The 18,124-nt window shown below is 57.4% G+C and carries 18 protein-coding genes; 7 read left to right on the top strand and 11 right to left on the bottom strand.

Features of this window, described 5'->3' with window-relative positions; translation table 11 throughout:
- The 5 genes from gudP to syd form a co-directional block, all read right to left on the bottom strand.
- Window positions 1-1,353: a galactarate/glucarate/glycerate transporter GudP gene (gudP, locus tag RTX96_RS16275; RefSeq protein WP_103818317.1), complete on the bottom strand. Its 1,353-nt coding sequence runs from the start codon at window positions 1,351-1,353 to the stop codon at window positions 1-3.
- Between the two features lie 333 nt (window positions 1,354-1,686).
- Window positions 1,687-2,136 carry a flavodoxin gene (locus RTX96_RS16270; RefSeq protein WP_312671558.1) on the bottom strand — a complete coding sequence of 150 codons (450 nt, stop codon included), beginning with the start codon at window positions 2,134-2,136 and terminating at the stop codon, window positions 1,687-1,689.
- A gap of 3 nt (window positions 2,137-2,139) precedes the next feature.
- Window positions 2,140-2,934, bottom strand: coding sequence for a tRNA pseudouridine(65) synthase TruC (gene truC / locus RTX96_RS16265; RefSeq protein WP_312671557.1), 795 nt, complete (start codon window positions 2,932-2,934; stop codon window positions 2,140-2,142).
- Window positions 2,934-3,263 carry a YqcC family protein gene (locus RTX96_RS16260; RefSeq protein ID WP_312671556.1) on the bottom strand — a complete coding sequence of 110 codons (330 nt, stop codon included), beginning with the start codon at window positions 3,261-3,263 and terminating at the stop codon, window positions 2,934-2,936. Before RTX96_RS16260 ends, truC begins: the two co-directional genes overlap by 1 nt.
- Before the next feature lie 632 nt (window positions 3,264-3,895).
- Window positions 3,896-4,441, bottom strand: coding sequence for a SecY-interacting protein (syd, locus tag RTX96_RS16255; protein WP_103818321.1), 546 nt, complete (start codon window positions 4,439-4,441; stop codon window positions 3,896-3,898).
- Between the two features lie 69 nt (window positions 4,442-4,510).
- On the opposite strand from syd, the gene queF reads away from it, so the two are divergent.
- The 5 genes from queF (at window position 4,511) to xni (ending at window position 10,911) form a co-directional block, all read left to right on the top strand.
- Window positions 4,511-5,359: an NADPH-dependent 7-cyano-7-deazaguanine reductase QueF gene (queF, locus tag RTX96_RS16250; RefSeq protein ID WP_103818322.1), complete on the top strand. Its 849-nt coding sequence runs from the start codon at window positions 4,511-4,513 to the stop codon at window positions 5,357-5,359.
- Window positions 5,360-5,486: 127 nt separating this feature from the next.
- A complete protein-coding gene (gene ppnN / locus RTX96_RS16245) occupies window positions 5,487-6,851 on the top strand; it encodes a nucleotide 5'-monophosphate nucleosidase PpnN (RefSeq protein ID WP_103818323.1) in 1,365 nt (454 codons plus the stop codon).
- 495 nt (window positions 6,852-7,346) lie between these two features.
- Window positions 7,347-8,648, top strand: a complete 1,302-nt coding sequence (locus RTX96_RS16240; protein ID WP_103818324.1) for an HAAAP family serine/threonine permease — start codon at window positions 7,347-7,349, stop codon at window positions 8,646-8,648.
- Between the two features lie 63 nt (window positions 8,649-8,711).
- Entirely contained in the window at window positions 8,712-10,079 is a 1,368-nt protein-coding gene (locus RTX96_RS16235; RefSeq protein WP_103818325.1) for an L-serine ammonia-lyase, read from the top strand.
- 76 nt (window positions 10,080-10,155) lie between these two features.
- Window positions 10,156-10,911: a flap endonuclease Xni gene (xni, locus tag RTX96_RS16230; RefSeq protein ID WP_103818326.1), complete on the top strand. Its 756-nt coding sequence runs from the start codon at window positions 10,156-10,158 to the stop codon at window positions 10,909-10,911.
- Between the two features lie 91 nt (window positions 10,912-11,002).
- Here the strand turns inward: xni and rlmM are convergent, their stop codons facing one another.
- The 4 genes from rlmM to RTX96_RS16210 form a co-directional block, all read right to left on the bottom strand.
- Window positions 11,003-12,103 carry a 23S rRNA (cytidine(2498)-2'-O)-methyltransferase RlmM gene (gene rlmM / locus RTX96_RS16225; RefSeq protein ID WP_103818327.1) on the bottom strand — a complete coding sequence of 367 codons (1,101 nt, stop codon included), beginning with the start codon at window positions 12,101-12,103 and terminating at the stop codon, window positions 11,003-11,005.
- Entirely contained in the window at window positions 12,096-12,491 is a 396-nt protein-coding gene (locus RTX96_RS16220) for a DUF423 domain-containing protein (RefSeq protein WP_103818328.1), read from the bottom strand. The genes rlmM and RTX96_RS16220 overlap by 8 nt, the downstream gene beginning before the upstream one ends.
- Window positions 12,492-12,534: 43 nt before the next feature.
- A complete protein-coding gene (gene gcvA / locus RTX96_RS16215; protein ID WP_103818329.1) occupies window positions 12,535-13,449 on the bottom strand; it encodes a glycine cleavage system transcriptional regulator GcvA in 915 nt (304 codons plus the stop codon).
- 363 nt (window positions 13,450-13,812) lie between these two features.
- The gene (locus RTX96_RS16210; protein ID WP_042387893.1) at window positions 13,813-14,040 is read right to left on the bottom strand and encodes a YgdI/YgdR family lipoprotein; all 228 of its coding nucleotides are present in this window, start codon (window positions 14,038-14,040) and stop codon (window positions 13,813-13,815) included.
- A gap of 192 nt (window positions 14,041-14,232) precedes the next feature.
- On the opposite strand from RTX96_RS16210, the gene csdA reads away from it, so the two are divergent.
- A complete protein-coding gene (gene csdA / locus RTX96_RS16205; RefSeq protein WP_312671555.1) occupies window positions 14,233-15,438 on the top strand; it encodes a cysteine desulfurase CsdA in 1,206 nt (401 codons plus the stop codon).
- A complete protein-coding gene (csdE, locus tag RTX96_RS16200) occupies window positions 15,438-15,881 on the top strand; it encodes a cysteine desulfurase sulfur acceptor subunit CsdE (protein ID WP_312671554.1) in 444 nt (147 codons plus the stop codon). The genes csdA and csdE overlap by 1 nt, the downstream gene beginning before the upstream one ends.
- Before the next feature lie 32 nt (window positions 15,882-15,913).
- On the opposite strand, the gene tcdA is transcribed toward csdE, so the two are convergent.
- The gene (tcdA, locus tag RTX96_RS16195; RefSeq protein WP_312270015.1) at window positions 15,914-16,720 is read right to left on the bottom strand and encodes a tRNA cyclic N6-threonylcarbamoyladenosine(37) synthase TcdA; all 807 of its coding nucleotides are present in this window, start codon (window positions 16,718-16,720) and stop codon (window positions 15,914-15,916) included.
- 41 nt (window positions 16,721-16,761) lie between these two features.
- Window positions 16,762-17,865, bottom strand: a complete 1,104-nt coding sequence (gene mltA, locus RTX96_RS16190) for a murein transglycosylase A (RefSeq protein WP_312671553.1) — start codon at window positions 17,863-17,865, stop codon at window positions 16,762-16,764.
- Window positions 17,866-18,124 lie beyond the last annotated feature (259 nt).

The raw sequence follows: 18,124 nt of genomic DNA, 5'->3' as shown, positions 1-18,124 counted from the left end.
TTAGCGTCCTGTCACAGGTTTCAGTTCGACACGTTTGATATCACCCACCAGCACCAGATAGCTCAGCACCGCGACCAGGGCATGGACACCGACGTAGATCAGGGCACCGTTAAAGGAGCCGGTGGTGCCCACGATGTAGCCGATGGCGATTGGGGTGACGATCCCGGAGATGTTACCGAACATGTTGAACAGACCGCCGGAGAGGCCGCTGATCTCTTTCGGTGCGGTGTCGGCCATCACGGCCCAGCCCAGCGCGCCGATGCCTTTGCCGAAGAAGGCCATCGCCATAAAGCCGATGATCATCCACTCTGCGTCGACGTAGTTACAGAACACCATCACCATCGACAGCAGCATACCTAATACGATTGGCGTTTTACGGGCGATGTTCAGCGAGCCGGTACGACGCATCAGCCAGTCGGAGATGATGCCGCCCAGCACGCCGCCAGCAAAGCCACAGATAGCCGGAATAGAGGCGACAAAGCCTGCCTTCAGGATCGACATGCCGCGCGCCTGTACCAGGTAGACCGGGAACCAGGTGATAAAGAAGTAGGTCAGGGCGTTAATGCAGTACTGGCCGATGTAGACGCCGATCATCATGCGCGAGCCGAGCAGCTGTTTGATCTGGCCCCATTTGACGCTGAACGGCACTTTTACCTTAGCACCCTGCTGATCCATATTGATCAGTGCTCCGCCTTCGGCAATGTACTCCAGCTCTTTCTTATTCACGCCAGGGTGCTGGTTTGGCTCGTGGATCACCTTCAGCCAGACAAAGCTGATGACAATCCCCAGACCGCCCATGAAGAAGAAGACGTGTGACCAGCCCACCTCGTGGGTCAGCCAGCCCATGATCGGGGCGAAGATAACGGTGGCAAAGTACTGGGCAGAGTTAAAGATCGCCACCGCCGTGCCCCTCTCCTGCGCCGGGAACCAGGCCGCCACGATACGACTGTTGCCGGGGAAGGATGGCGCTTCCGCTAAGCCCACCAGGAAACGCAGGGTAAAGAGCGCAACGATGATGCCGAAGCCGCTGAAGATATCCACGAAGCCCTGCAGCAGGGTAAAGAGTGACCAGATGAAGATTGACCAGAAGTAAACGCGTTTTGAACCAAAGCGGTCAAGCAGCCAGCCGCCCGGGATTTGGCCGATAACATAGGCCCATGAAAATGCAGAGAAAACATACCCCATGCCGACAGCATCAAGACCGATATCTTTTGCCATTTCAGAGCCGGCAATGGACAGCGTCGCGCGGTCACCGTAGTTGAAGGATGTGACGATAAACAGCATCACCACTATCCAGTAGCGGGCGTTAGTGCGCTTTTCGGCGCTGCTCGCTGCGTGGCTTAATGAACTCATTATTGCACTCCTGAATTATAGCGTTGAGCTACATTCATTCTGAAAAGCACAACCTGTAGGGATATCAGAATGACGTACTGGTGTTTATTGCAGTCTCTGTGCAGCGTCTCGTTATCACCCTGCGGACTGCGTTTTAATAACTGGCGAGAAAAGTATATGAAGCGGCCAGAATCTGCTCACCGTGCAAGCACACAACATTCAGGATACTTATAGTTCTGCTTTGGGGCATAGGCACAAATCGATGGGGGGTACTTCACGGAAATGAAAAACGGTGGCGATAAATGAGAGTAAAAAGGACGATGGCCCTCCACAGGCGGGAGGGCGGAAAGGCGTTTATTTTAGCAGGGTTCCCCACTGCTCAACCCACGGGTTCGACTCCGTCTCCGGCTCGGGATGCTCGCTGGCATCAATCAGCAGCACCTCACCAACGCGCTGCGCCTGCTGCTCTGCAAGCAGCTCGGCAAACCGCTTCCCGCCGCCGCAGAAGTGGGAGTAGGTGCTGTCCCCCAGCGCAATCACGCCGTAGCGCAGGTTGGGTTGAAAGCCGAGCGAGTCGCGGATCCCCTGGTAAAGCGGCGCGATGTTATCCGGCAAATCGCCCTGCCCCGTCGTAGAGGTGACCACCAGCACGATTTTGTCCTGGTAATAGGCCCAGTCCGCCAGCGTCCCATCCTCAAAGACCTTAACCTGATGCCCCTGTCCGGTCAGCAGCGTCTCCGCCTCTTCGGCCACCAGCAATGAGTTGCCATACATGGTGCCAACAAAAATACCAATTTCTGCCATTTTTCACTCCCTGGTTGCTACCTGATACGTTTCATCCTGGTCGCTGTGCGGCACAAACTCAACCCTTTCATTCATCGGGAGAAGGCCGCGCCAGCCAAACTGGGTTAGCGCCTGCATCCAGACGTCGTCCAGCCCGGCGCGCAGGGTTAACGGCTCACCGGTAAAGGGATGGGTTAGCGACAGCTCACTGGCGTGCAGCATCAGCCGGTTCAGGCCAAAGTGCGTGGCCGCGCTGCGGTTCTGGCGCAAATCGCCATGCTTGCTGTCGCCGATAATCGGGTGGCGCAGGTGGGCAAGATGGCGACGCAGCTGGTGCTTGCGCCCGGTTTGCGGATCCAGCTCCACCAGCCCGTAGCGGGTTGTGGGAAACTTGCTGATGGCCACCGGCAGCTCAACGGTGGCCAGGCCGCGATAGCGCGTAACTGCCGGCTGCGGCTCTTTGTCAGCCCGGGCGAACTTATCAGCAATCTTATCCAGCTCCTCCACCAGCGGGTAGTCCAGCGTTGCGGCATCCATCAGCCAGCCGCGGACAATCGCATGGTAGCGTTTCTTGATCCGGTGTTGCTCAAACTGCTGGGAGAGCAGCCGCCCCGCCTCGCTGGATAGCCCCATCAGCAGTACGCCGGAGGTGGGTCGGTCAAGGCGATGCGCAGTAAAGACATGCTGACCAATCTGATCCCGCACGGTCTGCATCACCACCACTTTTTCATCGCGATCGAGCCAGCTCCGGTGCACCAGCCAGCCGGAGGGTTTGTTCACCGCCACCAGCCACTCATCCTGATAGATAATCTCCAGCATCAGGCGTCGCTACCGGCAAAGAGCGCGTCGAGACGCTGCAGATGCACAAGGATGAGATCACGCAGCGGATCGCTGGCGTCGAGCGCCATCTCATAGTAGGGGGTAACGGCAAACGCCTGCGGCAGCGGCTGACCGCTGTCCAGCAGGGCGTGCATACGCGGGATCAGCACCCACTGCAGCCACTCCAGCGGCGCCAGCGTATCCAGGCAGAAGGGCTGGGTACTGGCAAACGCGCTGCTCTCTGGGGCAACGCCCTGCCAGGCATTTTTCTCACGCAGCAGCGCCTCAATGGCGTGCAGCTGCTCGCGTACGCTGATATGAAGGGACATAGAAACCTCGAATGACGATCGAACTGGCGCGCAGAATAGCATTGCGGAGGGAGAAATAAAAAAGGGAGCACTGTATACACAGTGCTCCCGGTTCGTTTAGCAGCAGTCCGGCTACCTTGGTGCTCCCTGCTCATCCATGAAAACTTTTCCTGCGGTCTCCTGACCTGTTCATCCCTAAACCGTGCTGCCTGCTCGCATCGCCCGATACGACACGCTTAATCCGTAAAGCGCCGTCCTAATCATCCTGATCCACCGGATATCCTGCCCGGCTCACATTCTCCTTCCTGGAGGTGTCCCTTAACGCGCTCCTGCGTTATCCTCTCTGCTTCGTCCTGAAGCCTTTCCCTGAATACCATCCCGGTATGTCCTGAGTCGGAAGCGACATCATCCTGATATTCACTTCGTGCGCAACATCCTGTCGACACAAATAGAATCGACCTTTCCGCTTCGTCTTGCAAGCATGCCATAAGACTTTAGTAGGGATTAATTTGCGTTAAATGTTGCGCAATTTTTAGTAAATGCCTGATTTAGAGCTGCTTTATCGATTTTACATATTAAAAATATTATTTAACAAAATGGCAATATCTTACAAGCTTGTAAGAGATCTCTCACAAGCGTAATAGAGGATTGGATTACACGACGGGCTGAAGCCGCTGAAGGAAATGCGCTACCGAAGGGGCAAGCACGGAGCGATGACGCGTACCGAGCGTCTCTTTCACCACCTCGCCGCTTAAGTTACAGATCGAGATGACATCAAGTTCGCTCTCAAGCGTGGCAATAAATAGCGTAGGTGGCAGCTTTAATCGCTTTTGCGTCACCAGATGTCCGATGAGATTCTCCTGTACACGCAGGAAATCGTCCGCACTCCAGGTTTGCAGGAGCGTCAGCGTCTCATTCTCGAATCGTGCCAGCATATCACCGGCAAACTGTGTGGAGTAGAAGCTGTGAACTGCAGGTTGTATCACAATTTCTAATGCACGTTCAACAGCGTTTACATTCTGCTCTGTATCAAAAGGCTGGGGCTGCCAGATCACCCGCTCCTCAAGCGAGGAGATCACGCAGGGGGATGGCACGCCATACAGCGCCTCGCTCTGCGGCCAGCTATTATGGATCTCATGCCAGGCGTCGCAGTAGCGCGCGGTAAAATCCTTCAGGGCAAGGGATGTCTCTTGGTCCACCGGTTCCTCTCTTCACTCAGCCAGGATAAACTTAAGGCAGAGAGTTTACCTGCAAAACGGCGATGAAACATGTCTTCTTCTTATGATAACCACCAGGCGCTGGCTGGCCTGACCCTGGGTAAAACTACCCGTTACCAGGATATTTATGATGCGACTCTGCTGCAGGGCGTTCCCCGTAGCCTGAATCGCGATCCCCTCGGCCTGCATGCCGACAGCCTGCCTTTCCACGGCGGCGACATCTGGACGCTGTATGAGCTGTCATGGCTCAACGCCAACGGCCTGCCGCAGGTGGCGGTAGGCCACGTCGAGCTGGACTACGCCAGCGTCAACCTGGTGGAGTCAAAAAGCTTTAAGCTCTATCTGAACAGCTTTAACCAGACGCGTTTTAGCAGCTGGGAGGAGGTTCGCGCCACGCTGGAGCGGGATCTCAGCGCCTGCGCCCAGGGTGAGGTGAGCGTGATGCTCTATGCGCTGGATGAGATCGAAGGCCAGCCGATTGCTCACTTCAGCGGCAAGTGCATCGATAATCAGGATATCGTGATCGATGACTACCAGTTCAACGCTGACTACCTGCAACATGCCGCTGGCGGCAGCGTGGTGGAAGAGACGCTGGTCAGCCACCTGCTGAAGTCTAACTGCCTGATCACCCATCAGCCGGACTGGGGCTCCGTTCAGATCCAGTACCGCGGGCCGCAGATCGATCGCGAGAAGCTTCTGCGCTATCTGGTCTCCTTCCGTCACCATAACGAATTTCACGAGCAGTGCGTGGAGCGCATCTTTAACGATCTGCTGCGCTTCTGCCAGCCGGAAACGCTGAGCGTCTATGCCCGCTACACCCGTCGCGGCGGCCTGGATATCAATCCGTGGCGGAGCAACACTGACTTCCAGCCTGCTACGGGCCGTCTGGTACGTCAGTAACGGCGGCAAAAAGTACGATTTTTTACTGATTTGCGCGGTGGATTCCGCGCCTGAGGTTGTTAAACGTCATATGCCAGGGCTATTGTAATCACAGGGAGCGGCGATCTTCGCCCCATAAGGAGTTCACTTGATTACACATATTAGCCCGCTAGGCTCAATGGATCTGTTGTCGCAGCTGGAAGTCGATATGCTTAAAAGCTCGGCCAGCAGCGACCTTTATCAACTGTTTCGTAACTGTTCACTTGCCGTTCTAAACTCAGGAAGCCAGACCGACAGCAGTAAAGAGCTCCTGTCCCGCTTCGAGAATTTTGATATCAACGTGTTACGTCGTGAACGCGGCGTAAAGCTGGAGCTGATCAATCCGCCGGAAGAGGCGTTCGTTGACGGGCGTATTATCCGTGCGCTCCAGGCTAACCTCTTTGCCGTACTGCGCGATATCCTCTTCGTCAACGGCCAGATCCACAACGCCGGACGCTTCCAGCATCTTAACCTGGAGAGCTCCACCCATATTACTAACCTGGTCTTCTCGATCCTGCGCAACGCCCGGGCGCTGCACGTGGGTGAAGCACCCAATATGGTAGTGTGCTGGGGCGGCCACTCGATCAACGAAACCGAGTACCTCTATGCCCGCCGCGTCGGGACCCAGCTGGGTCTGCGCGAGCTGAATATCTGCACCGGCTGTGGCCCAGGCGCGATGGAAGCGCCGATGAAAGGGGCAGCGGTGGGGCATGCCCAGCAGCGCTATAAAGAGGGACGCTTTATCGGCATGACCGAACCCTCGATTATTGCCGCCGAGCCGCCCAACCCGCTGGTCAACGAGCTGGTGATCATGCCGGATATCGAAAAGCGTCTGGAGGCTTTCGTACGCATTGCGCACGGGATCATCATCTTCCCCGGCGGCGTAGGGACGGCAGAGGAGCTGCTCTACCTGCTCGGCATTCTGATGAATCCGGCCAACCAGCATCAGGTGCTGCCGCTGATCCTTACCGGGCCTAAACAGAGCGCCGACTACTTCCGCGTACTGGACGAGTTTATCACCCATACGCTTGGCGAATCGGCCCGCCGCTACTACCGCATTATCATTGACGATGCGCCGGAAGTGGCCCGCCAGATGAAAAAAGCGATGCCGCTGGTGAAAGAGCACCGACGCAATACCGGGGATGCTTACAGCTTCAACTGGTCTATCCGCATCGCGCCGGATCTGCAGATGCCCTTCGAGCCGACTCACGAGAATATGGCTAACCTTCAGCTCTATCCGGATCGGCCGGTCGAGGTGCTGGCGGCGGATCTGCGTCGCGCCTTCTCGGGGATCGTGGCGGGCAACGTCAAAGAGGTGGGTATTCGCGCCATTGAGGCCGCCGGGCCGTACAAGATCCACGGCGACCGGGCAATGATGCGCCGGATGGACGATCTGCTTCAGGGCTTTGTGGCCCAGCACCGTATGAAGCTGCCAGGTTCGGCCTATATCCCCTGCTACGAAATTTCTGCCTGATTTTCTCTCCCATGCCGGGTGGCGCTCTGCTTACCCGGCCTACTTAATATATACACCACACTTATGCTTTAACGCTCCCCTTCAAAAGCAATCGATTGCTTAGAAAGTATACCCCGTTATTTATTCAGAAAAGTTTTGCTTAAATCTGATAAAACGCTGCCATCTACGCCTTTTACCGGGTGATTATCGTATTTCATGCTCGCCGCTTTGATCGCAAATCCTGGCGATGGTAGCCTTCGCCACCATAAATCTCACTATGCGCTTTTTTAGCAGCGTGTTGGTCTAAACATATCCACATAGAAAGTGGATTATTGCAATTGAGATCGCGATCACTGTCAGGGTCATAACTAAAATGTATCGTTCCGCCGCAAAATGTAACGGAGAAAAATAATACCAACACGTTACTTAACCCAATTTCATATTACCATCGGGCCCTTTTTCATCAGATTTGACTAAGCGCCTGATATTTAGCTTTTAAAGTAAATGGAGATAGAGATGGAAACCACGCAAACCAGCACCATTGTTTCGCAGGACACGCGAAGCACATGGCGTAAGAGCGATACCATGTGGATGCTGGGCCTGTACGGCACGGCGATTGGCGCAGGCGTTCTGTTCCTGCCAATTAACGCCGGCGTCGGCGGTATGATCCCCCTGATTATCATGGCGATTATCGCCTTCCCGATGACCTTTTTTGCCCACCGCGGCCTGACACGTTTCGTGCTGTCAGGGAAAAACCCCGGCGAAGACATTACCGAAGTGGTGGAAGAGCACTTTGGCGTGGGGGCCGGTAAGGTCATCACCCTGCTCTACTTCTTTGCTATCTACCCGATCCTGCTGGTCTACAGCGTGGCGATCACCAACACCGTCGACAGCTTCCTGACTCACCAGCTGGGCATGGTTTCACCGCCGCGCGTCGTGCTGTCACTGATCCTGATCGTCGGCATGATGACCATCGTGCGCTTCGGCGAGAAGATGATCGTCAAGGCGATGAGTATTCTGGTTTTCCCGTTTGTGATTGCCCTGATGCTGCTGGCGCTCTACCTCATCCCGCAGTGGAACGGCGCGGCGCTGGAGACTCTCTCCTTTAGTTCTGCCGCTAACACTGGACAGGGCCTGTGGATGACCCTGTGGCTGGCGATCCCGGTGATGGTCTTCTCCTTCAACCACTCACCGATCATCTCCTCCTTTGCCGTTGCCAAACGCGAAGAGTATGGCGATGGCGCAGAGAAAAAATGCTCCCGCATCCTCTCCTATGCTCACATCATGATGGTGCTGACGGTGATGTTCTTTGTCTTCAGCTGCGTGCTGAGCCTGGCCCCGGCCGATCTGGTTGCGGCGAAAGAGCAGAACATCTCCATCCTCTCCTACCTGGCTAACCACTTCCATGCCCCGGTCATTGAGTGGATGGCGCCGATTATCGCTATGGTCGCGATCACCAAATCCTTCCTTGGCCACTACCTGGGCGCACGCGAAGGCTTTAACGGCATGGTCATTAAGTCCCTGCGCGGCAAAGGCAAAACCATTGAGATCGGCAAGCTGAACCGCATTACGGCGATCTTCATGCTGCTGACCACCTGGCTGGTCGCTACGCTGAACCCGAGCATCCTCGGCCTGATCGAGACCCTGGGCGGCCCGGTCATCGCGATGATCCTGTTCCTGATGCCGATGTACGCCATTCAAAAAGTACCGGCGATGCGTAAATACAGCGGTCATATCAGCAACGCGTTTGTGGTGGTGATGGGCCTGATCGCGATCTCCGCTATCTTCTACTCCCTGTATCACCTCGTTGCCGCTTAATGAGTTCCCCCCTCGCCGCCCACCCGGGCGGCGAACCCAGACCAACGCCACGGACAATGCATTATGATCAGCGTATTCGATATCTTTAAAATTGGTATTGGCCCCTCCAGCTCGCACACCGTCGGGCCAATGAAAGCCGGAAAGCAGTTCACCGATGACCTCATTACGCGTGGGATCCTTGTCGATACCACCCGCGTCGTGGTCGACGTCTATGGCTCGCTGTCGCTGACCGGCAAAGGCCACCATACCGATATTGCTATTATTATGGGCCTCGCAGGCAACCTGCCGGACAGTGTCGATATCGATGCTATTCCGACATTTATTGCGGACGTTAGCGCCCGAGGCCGCCTGCTGCTGGCGAACGGCCAGCATGAGGTGGCGTTTCCCCTCGAACAGAGCATGAACTTCCATGCTGACAACCTCTCCCTGCATGAAAACGGGATGCGTATCAGCGCGCTGGCAGGCGACAGGCTGCTCTACAGCCAGACCTACTACTCGATCGGCGGTGGGTTTATCGTCGATGAGGCGCACTTCGGCCAGACCAGCGACTCGCCGGTTGCTGTGCCTTACCCCTATAAAAACGCTGCCGATCTGCAGCGTCACTGCCAGCAGACCGGCCTGTCGCTCTCCGGGCTGATGATGGAGAACGAGCTGGCCCTGCACAGCAAAGCGGCGCTGGAGCAGCACTTCGCCAGCGTCTGGGCGGTGATGCGCGGCGGCATCGAGCGTGGCATTACCACGGAAGGCGCGCTGCCGGGCAAGCTGCGCGTTCCGCGTCGGGCGGCTGCGCTGCGCCGGATGCTGGTGAGCAGCGATAAAACCACTACCGATCCGATGGCGGTGGTCGACTGGATCAACATGTTTGCGCTGGCGGTAAACGAAGAGAACGCCGCCGGAGGGCGCGTGGTTACGGCACCCACTAACGGCGCATGCGGTATCGTGCCCGCCGTGCTGGCCTACTATGACAAGTTTATCCGCGAAGTGAATGCGAACTCGCTGGCGCGCTACCTGCTGGTGTGCAGCGCCATCGGCTCGCTCTATAAGATGAACGCGTCGATCTCCGGGGCGGAGGTGGGCTGTCAGGGCGAAGTGGGCGTGGCCTGCTCAATGGCGGCAGCCGGACTGACAGAGCTGCTGGGCGGCAGCCCGGCACAGGTCTGCATCGCAGCGGAAATCGGCATGGAACATAATCTGGGCCTCACCTGCGATCCGGTTGCCGGTCAGGTACAGGTACCCTGCATCGAGCGTAACGCCATCGCCTCTGTCAAAGCGGTCAATGCCGCACGGATGGCGCTGCGTCGCACCAGCGAGCCGCGCGTCTGCCTCGATAAGGTGATCGAAACCATGTATGAAACCGGCAAAGACATGAACGCCAAATACCGCGAGACCTCCCGCGGCGGCCTGGCCATGAAAATCGTCGCCTGCGATTGATCCCCCCGAGCGATGAATGGTCTCCGCCTCCCGTCAATGATACCCTTAGCCGGTCTGTCATTGCCGGGAGGATCGCGTGGCCGTTCATCTGCTTATCGTTGATGCGCTTAACCTTATTCGCCGTATTCATGCCGTGCAGGGCTCACCCTGCGTGGATGCCTGTTCGCACGCGCTGGGGCAGCTGATTGTCCACAGCCAGCCGACCCACGCAGTGGCGGTGTTTGACGACGAGGCCCGCAGCAGCGGCTGGCGGCACCAAAAGCTGCCGGACTATAAGGCGGGTCGCCCGCCGATGCCAGATACCCTGCACGATGAGATGCCTGCCCTCCGCGCCGCGTTTGAACAGCGCGGCGTGCGCTGCTGGATCTCCGAGGGCAACGAGGCGGACGATCTCGCCGCCACGCTGGCGGTAAAGGTGGCCCAGGCGGGACATCAGGCGACCATCGTATCAACTGACAAAGGCTACTGCCAGCTTCTCTCTCCCACCCTGCGCATTCGTGACTACTTCCAGAAACGCTGGTTGGATGCGCCCTTTATTGAGAGCGAGTTTGGCGTCCTGCCGGAGCAGCTTACGGATTTCTGGGGACTGGCGGGCATCAGCAGCTCGAAAATACCTGGCGTGGCGGGGATTGGCCAGAAGAGCGCCGCCCAGCTGCTGGCGCAGTTTGCAACGCTGGAGGGGATCTATGCCCACCTGAACGAGGTGCCGGAGAAGTGGCGCAGCAAGCTAGAGGCGCACCGGGAGATGGCGTTTATCTGCCGCGAGGTGGCAAAGCTGCAGACGGATCTGCAGCTCGATGGCAATCTACAACAGTTAAGATTGAGCGCGTAATAACGTAGGTCGGGTAAGGCGAAGCCGCCACCCGACATAGCGGTGTAACCGCCCGGTGGCGCTGCGCTTACCGGGCCTACAAAACAATAACTTAGCGCTCGTCGCGACGGCCGCCGACGGCCGCCCACCAGCGACGGACATGCACCGTCACCTCTTCGCGGTCATGGTAGAGCTGGCGAGCCTGGATCTGGGCGTTAATGCCGTTCTCTTCCAGCTGCTGCTGAATGTACGCGAGGTTGTTCGAGACCTCTTCATACCGCTTCTTCATCGGCAGCTTGAGGTTAAAGATGGTTTCCCGGCACCAGCCGTTGACCAGCCACTGCGCCATCAGGGCTGCGACTTTCGCAGGCTTCTCCACCATATCGCACACCATCCAGGTAATGTTGCTGCGCGTCGGGCGATACTTAAAGCCATCTTCCCGCAGCCAGGTCACCTGCCCGGTATCCATCAGGCTTTGGGCCATCGGGCCGTTATCCACCGACGCGACCCACATGTTGCGCTTCACCAGCTGATAGGTCCAGCCGCCGGGGCAGGCCCCGAGATCGACGGCGTGCATGCCGTTCGCCAGACGCTCATCCCACTCGTCCGCCGGGATAAAGACATGGAACGCCTCTTCCAGCTTCAGCGTGGAGCGGCTCGGCGCGTCGGCCGGGAACTTCAGGCGCGGAATGCCCATGTAGAACGGCGAGTTGTTATCGGAGTAGGAGTAGCCGGTGTAGCAGCAGCCAGGGGCGATAAAGAAGACGTGCACCACTGGACGCTTAGCGGTTTCGTAGCTGGTGAGGATCTTCGCCTCGCGCAGCGCGGCGCGCAGCGGCACGGTGAACTTGCGGCAGAACTTCATCAGCTCTTTGCTTTCGTTGGTGTCCGCCACCTCAACGCGCAGCTCGCCGCCCTTCTCGACCACGCCCTGCAGCATGCCAACGATCGGCGTGATGCGATCCTCCGGCGGCAGATCCTGCAGCAGTTCACCGACCACGAACATCTGGCGGACAAAAATCAGCGAGCTAAACGGCAGCTCACGCGCCAGCTTGTCGGCCTCTTCAGCCTGATAGCACTCAAAAATCACATAGCCGGCGTTATCTTTAACGCGGGCAAAACCAAACACGTTCAGCCGCCCGGCCTTATCGGTAATCTCTGCGGCGCACTCTTTTTCAAATCCGGGGCGACACAGCAGTACAAGCTTATTCATGACCAGGGCCTTTACGTTTCAGACGAATTGCGCCAATTAACATTAATACCCAGCCGGTAAGGAAGCTGACGCCGCCGACTGGGGTGACAAACGCCCACAGGCGCAGATGCGACAGCGCGAGGCAATAGAGGCTCCCGCTGAACAGTACCGTACCCAGCGCCAGAAAGACGCTGCTCCAGTAGAACCAGATGCTGATCCGACGCTGCATTGCCACCGCCAGGCCGAACACTGCCAGGGTATGAAACGCCTGGTACTCAAGACCGGTCTGGATCCAGCCCATCTCGGCAGCACCTAACGATTTGCTTAATACGTGTGCGCCAAACGCGCCCAGGGCTACAAAAATAAAACCGCTGACAGCGGCAAAAATCAGCATAAATCGGCTGGTCATAGTCTTACCCTAAAGTCATGCGCTAACCGCGCGTCTATATACGTTATTGCTCATAGCGAAAGCGAAACTTCTCTTGCTCGGCTGCCGCTTTGGCCAGGATCCATTGGCGGAAGGCGGCTATTTTACCCAGTTCTGCCTGACTGTCATGACAAACCAGATAAAAGGCGTTTTTACTGACCAGCACGTCGTTAAACGGACAGGCCAGTCGGCCCGCTTCGATCTCCGACTGGGCCATCACGTTATTGGCCAGCGCCACGCCCTGGCCGTGGATCGCCGCCTGCAGCACCATCGCGCTGTGGCTGAAGATAGGCCCCTGCTGCACGTTAAGATTCAGGCCCAGCTGACGGGTATAGGTCTGCCAGTCGCGACGGGACGCATCATGCAGCAGCGTATGCTTAGCCAGATCCTCAGGAGTTTTTAGCGGCTTGTCGCCGGTCAGCAGCAGCGGCGAGCAGACCGGCAGCAGATATTCTGCGTATAATTTTTCTACACGCAAGCCCGGCCAGTTGCCCCGGCCATAAAAAATGGCTACGTCGACATCGTCCGCCAACTTGTCGACCTCACGGTCCACGGCCTGGATACGAACGTCGATTCCCGGATAAGCTGAGTTAAAGCTAGAGAGTCGCGGCACCAGCCACTGAATGGCAAAGCTGGGCAATAAACTGACGGTTAACGCCCCTTTTGCACTGCGCGACTGAAGCTTGCGCGTGGCTTCGGTGAGCTGAGAAAAAATCTCTTTGATATCCTGAAAATAGCTCTGCCCCTCCTCCGTTAACAGCAGGGAACGGTTGCGGCGGCGGAACAGCTTGAGTCCAAGAAAATCCTCAAGAGACTTGATCTGGTGGCTTACTGCGGCCTGCGTCACAAAAAGCTCATCGGCGGCGCGAGTAAAACTTAAATGGCGGGCGGCAGCATCAAAAACACGTAATGCATTTAAGGGCGGTAATCGCTTAGACATGGGTTATTTGGCTTAGGTGTTAAATCATTTTAACAAACAGGAAACAATAGGTTACCTATTAGTTTTTTTTATCTGAGCCATTATAAATTGTCCGTTGAGGAACTACCAGCAAATACCTATAGTGGCGGCACTTCCTGAGCCGGAACGAAAAGCTTTTTTTGGAATGCGTGTTCTGATGGGCTTTTGGCTTACGGTTGTGATGTTGTGTTGTTGTGTTTGCATTTGGTCTGCGCTTCAGACCACGGTAGCAACGCTACCCTATTTCACTTCCTGTACATTTACCCTGTCTGTCCATAGTGATTAATGTAGCACCGCGAATTGCGGTGCTTTTTTTTAGGCTATTTTCAGTAGCTTAAGCAGCGATTATTTCTCCAGCGCGACCATCTCTTTCACGTCGCTGCGGTTAATCTGCTGTTTGTTACCGTTCGCATCTTTATATGAAATCATCCCGGTCTGATCGTCAGTCTTCGGCTTACCGTCGGAGACGATAGTACGACCGTCGTTAGTGTGCATGACATAGTTCGGACCGGAACAGGCGCTCAGGGCAAAAGCCAGGGTACAAGCAGAGATAATTGCGGCAGTCTTTTTCATCTTCTTCTCCTTTTAGCAATAAATGCTATTTAAACCGTTATTCTTAACAGGCTTCAATCGACACCTAACACTTATCAGCATAATCGGCTTACATAAATTCGCCAGGATAAACAGATAATTCCGATGGTTAGTACTTTGCTTGTACATTGGTGAAAATTGCGCGACGATCCTTATATTGATATGAGGAATTCTATGAACGCTTTTAACCCTGCGCAGTTTCGTGCCCAGTTCCCGGCGCTTGCCGATGCCGGTATCTACCTGGACTCTGCCGCCACGGCGCTGAAGCCCCAGGCGGTTATCGACGCCACGCAGCAGTTCTACAGCCTGAGCGCGGGCAACGTCCACCGCAGCCAGTTTGCCGAAGCCCAGCGGCTAACGGCACGCTACGAAGCGGCGCGGGATCGCGTTGCCGCCCTGCTTAACGCCCCCTCCGGCAAGAATATCGTCTGGGCCCGGGGCACCACCGAAGCCATTAATATGGTCGCCCAGTGTTACGCCCGTCCGCGTCTGAAGGCGGGAGATGAGATCATCGTCAGCGTAGCCGAACATCACGCCAACCTGGTGCCGTGGCTGATGGTGGCGGAGCAGACCGGGGCGCGCATCGTTCAGCTGCCGCTGGCGGCCAACGGCGTGCCGGACGTTGAGCAGCTTGATGAGCTGATCACCCCGCGCAGCCGCATTCTCGCCCTCGGTCAGATGTCTAACGTGACCGGCGGCTGTCCGGATCTGGCTCGCGCCATTGCTTACGCCCATAGCGCAGGCATGGTGGTTGTGGTCGACGGCGCCCAGGGGGCGGTGCACTTCCCCGCCGACGTGCAGAAACTGGGGATCGACTTCTACGCCTTCTCCGGCCATAAGCTATATGGCCCGACCGGTATCGGCGTGCTCTACGGCAAAGCCAGCCTGCTGGATGAGATGTCGCCCTGGCTGGGCGGCGGCAAGATGATTGCCGAGGTGACCTTCAACGGCTTTACGACCCAGCCGGTGCCCTATCGTCTGGAAGCAGGTACGCCAAACGTTGCCGGGGTGATTGGCCTCTGCGCCGCGCTGGAGTGGCTGGAGGGAGTCGATATCGTGCAGGCCGAGAGCTACAGCCGCGGCCTGGCGACGCTGGCCGAAGAGGCGCTGGCCCAGCGTCCGGGTTTCCGCTCGTTCCGCTGCCAGGACTCCAGCCTGCTGGCGTTTGATTTTGCCGGGGTCCATCACAGCGATATGGTCACCCTGCTGGCGGAGTACGGCATCGCCCTGCGCGCCGGACAGCACTGCGCCCAGCCGCTGCTGGCAGCCCTTGGCGTGAGCGGGACGCTGCGCGCCTCGTTTGCGCCTTACAACACAAAAGCCGACGTCGACGCGCTGGTTAACGCCGTCGATCGCGCCCTTGAGATACTGGTGGATTAATGACTAGCCCTGCTTTTGCCGGACACCCGTTTGGCACCGCCGTCACCGAAGAGACGCTAAAAAAGACCTTTGGCCCGCTGACCCAGTGGGAGGACAAGTATCGCCAGCTGATTATGCTCGGCAAACAGCTGCCGCCCCTGTCGGAGGAGCTGAAAGCGCAGGCTCGAGAGATCCCCGGCTGTGAAAACCGCGTCTGGCTCGGCCATACCCGATCGGCGACGGGAAAAATGCACTTCTTTGGCGACAGCGAGGGGCGCATCGTGCGCGGCCTGCTGGCGGTGCTGTTGACCGCCGTCGAGGGGAAAAGCGCCGAGTCGTTGCTGGGGAGCGATCCGCTGGCGCTGTTTGATGAGCTGGGGCTGCGTGCCCAGCTCAGCGCCTCGCGGACACAGGGCCTGGCGGCGCTGAGCGAGGCGGTGGTTGAGGCGGCACGTCAAGTGTGACAACGCCGGGTGGCGGCTTCGCCTTACCCGGCCTACGAAACCCGGGCTGCTTTTGCCATCATCTTCTTCAGCGCATGGGAGACCGCCACGAAGCCAAAGGTGGCGGTAACCATCGTAGCCGCGCCGAAGCCGGAGGCGCAGTCCATCCGCTTCGGCCCTTCTGCCGTGCTCTTCATGGCACAGACCGAGCCGTCTGCCTGCGGGTAGACCAGCGCCTCGGTAGAGAAGACGCAGTCCACGCCCAGCTTGCCCTTGCTGTTTTTCACTACGCCAAAGTCGCTTTTCAACCGCTCGCGCAGCTTGGCCGCCAGCGGATCCTGAATCGTCTTCGCCAGATCGCTGACCTGAATCTGCGTCGGATCGATCTGCCCACCCGCGCCGCCGGTGGTCACCAGCGGAATTTTATACCGGCGGCAGTAGGCGATCAGCGCCGCCTTGGGACGCACGCTGTCGATCGCGTCGATGACGTAGGTGAAGTCTTTGTTCAGCAGCGTCGCCACGTTGTCGGCGGTCACAAAGTCGTCCACCACCGTCACCAGACACTCGGGGTTGATCTGGCGAATACGATCCGCCATCACCTCAGCCTTGGCCAGCCCAACGCTGTCGCGCAGGGCGTGGATCTGCCGGTTAGTATTGGTCACGCAGACGTCATCCATGTCGATCAGCGTGATGGCGCCAATGCCGGTGCGGGCCAACGCCTCCGCCGCCCAGGAGCCGACGCCGCCAATGCCGACTACGCAGATATGCGCGCGGGCAAACAGCGCCAGCGCCTCTTCACCATATAACCGCGCCGTGCCGCCAAAACGCTGACGCCAGGCATCGCTGATTACCACAGACATAAGACCTCAAAGAGTAAAATTGGGCGCGCAGATTAGCACACTCAGCCGCTAAAGACGTTACCGGTTCCTGCCCCCGGCGCGTTTTTCAGTACCCATACGCGGCCGTAGTGGTTATACCAGCCTGCACGGTGTCCGGCGTCAGGACCAATCCCCTGATAGATATCAAAGTGCTGGCCCTTAATTGCGCCACCCACGTCGAGGGCGACCATCAGGCGCAGCTCATATTGACCGTTAAACTTGCCGTTGTTATCCAGCAGCGGGACCTCTGCCAGCAGCGTGGTACCTGCCGGGATAATGCTGCGATCGGAAGCTACCGAGGCGCGGCCAATCAGCGGCACGGCGCTCGCGCCTTTCACTGGCGCATAGGACTGCGGTTTGAAGAAGACAAATGAAGGATTCTGCTCCAGCAGCTCCTGCACCTCCGCCGGACTGTGGGTTTCGCCCCAGTGGCGGATCGCCTGCATCGACATATCCTCGCGCTTCACTTCACCACGATCGATCAGCACTTTACCGATGCTGCGGTAGGCGTGGCCGTTTTTACCGCCGTAGCTGAAGAAGTTAAGCGGGCTGCCGTCGCCAAAATCGATATAGCCGCTGCCCTGCACGTCCATAATAAAGTTGTCCATCAGCGAGTTGCTGTAGGCCAGGACATAGCTGTCGCTGAGTGCGCCGGCGTAGATCTCTGCCCGGGACGGCAGGCGACCGCGCTTGGGCGGCATGCGGTAGATAGGATACTGGAACTCGCCCTGCCGGGTATGGCGGGCCTGCACGACCGGCGTGTAGTAGCCGGTAAACTGAACGTTGCCATAGTTATCGGTGCCGTTCATCTGCCAGGCATCAATACCGTACTGGCGCAGAGTGCGGGTGTCACCCCCGGCACGCAACCACTCCTGAACCGCACTGTAGATGCCGCTCTGATTGCCATAGAGGCGCGGCGAGGCGCTGCGGATCTCGCTAACCTGCAGGGCAAAGTCACCGCCATTAATAGGGGCACCCACCGCATCAGGCTGGTTTACCAGGGTGAAAGGCTGGGTTAATTTTCCGTCATCATACTGCTGACCGCGATCGGTCGGTTTCGAGGAGCAGGCGGCAAGCAAGGCCAGCGCTGCGCCTGTAAGGAGGTATTTCGACCAACGTCCTTTCATTGTCTCTCATCTTTTTGGTTAACCAGGGGGCGTGATGAAGATAACAAACCAGTTTCGCTAATGAAATGCGATCGGAAGACTTAAGTCCAACTCCGCTCAAAAAACATGCAGATTGTGCCATTTTTATGCAGATACTTTCATTATTTAACAATTTTCTCGAAAAAGGGTTGCGCCAAAGAGCGAGCGGAGTATAGTGCGCATCCACGGACGCGGGGTGGAGCAGCCTGGTAGCTCGTCGGGCTCATAACCCGAAGGTCGT

Origin of the sequence: Pseudescherichia sp. (genome assembly GCF_032052675.1) — a bacterium.
Classification (GTDB): Bacteria; Pseudomonadota; Gammaproteobacteria; order Enterobacterales; family Enterobacteriaceae; genus Pseudescherichia.
The sequence above is the reverse complement of the archived record's forward strand: the minus strand, read 5'-3'. Positions and strand labels throughout refer to the sequence as shown.

Excerpts from the sequence above, each read along its gene's own strand:
- gudP (WP_103818317.1), bottom strand. The coding sequence starts at position 1,353 with ATGAGTTCATTAAGCCACGCAGCGAGCAGCGCCGAAAAGCGCACTAAC.
- RTX96_RS16270 (WP_312671558.1), bottom strand. The coding sequence starts at position 2,136 with ATGGCAGAAATTGGTATTTTTGTTGGCACCATGTATGGCAACTCATTG.
- truC (WP_312671557.1), bottom strand. The coding sequence starts at position 2,934 with ATGCTGGAGATTATCTATCAGGATGAGTGGCTGGTGGCGGTGAACAAA.
- RTX96_RS16260 (WP_312671556.1), bottom strand. The coding sequence starts at position 3,263 with ATGTCCCTTCATATCAGCGTACGCGAGCAGCTGCACGCCATTGAGGCG.
- queF (WP_103818322.1), top strand. The coding sequence starts at position 4,511 with ATGTCTTCTTCTTATGATAACCACCAGGCGCTGGCTGGCCTGACCCTG.
- RTX96_RS16240 (WP_103818324.1), top strand. The coding sequence starts at position 7,347 with ATGGAAACCACGCAAACCAGCACCATTGTTTCGCAGGACACGCGAAGC.
- RTX96_RS16235 (WP_103818325.1), top strand. The coding sequence starts at position 8,712 with ATGATCAGCGTATTCGATATCTTTAAAATTGGTATTGGCCCCTCCAGC.
- rlmM (WP_103818327.1), bottom strand. The coding sequence starts at position 12,103 with ATGAATAAGCTTGTACTGCTGTGTCGCCCCGGATTTGAAAAAGAGTGC.
- RTX96_RS16220 (WP_103818328.1), bottom strand. The coding sequence starts at position 12,491 with ATGACCAGCCGATTTATGCTGATTTTTGCCGCTGTCAGCGGTTTTATT.
- gcvA (WP_103818329.1), bottom strand. The coding sequence starts at position 13,449 with ATGTCTAAGCGATTACCGCCCTTAAATGCATTACGTGTTTTTGATGCT.
- RTX96_RS16210 (WP_042387893.1), bottom strand. The coding sequence starts at position 14,040 with ATGAAAAAGACTGCCGCAATTATCTCTGCTTGTACCCTGGCTTTTGCC.
- csdA (WP_312671555.1), top strand. The coding sequence starts at position 14,233 with ATGAACGCTTTTAACCCTGCGCAGTTTCGTGCCCAGTTCCCGGCGCTT.
- csdE (WP_312671554.1), top strand. The coding sequence starts at position 15,438 with ATGACTAGCCCTGCTTTTGCCGGACACCCGTTTGGCACCGCCGTCACC.
- tcdA (WP_312270015.1), bottom strand. The coding sequence starts at position 16,720 with ATGTCTGTGGTAATCAGCGATGCCTGGCGTCAGCGTTTTGGCGGCACG.
- mltA (WP_312671553.1), bottom strand. The coding sequence starts at position 17,865 with ATGAAAGGACGTTGGTCGAAATACCTCCTTACAGGCGCAGCGCTGGCC.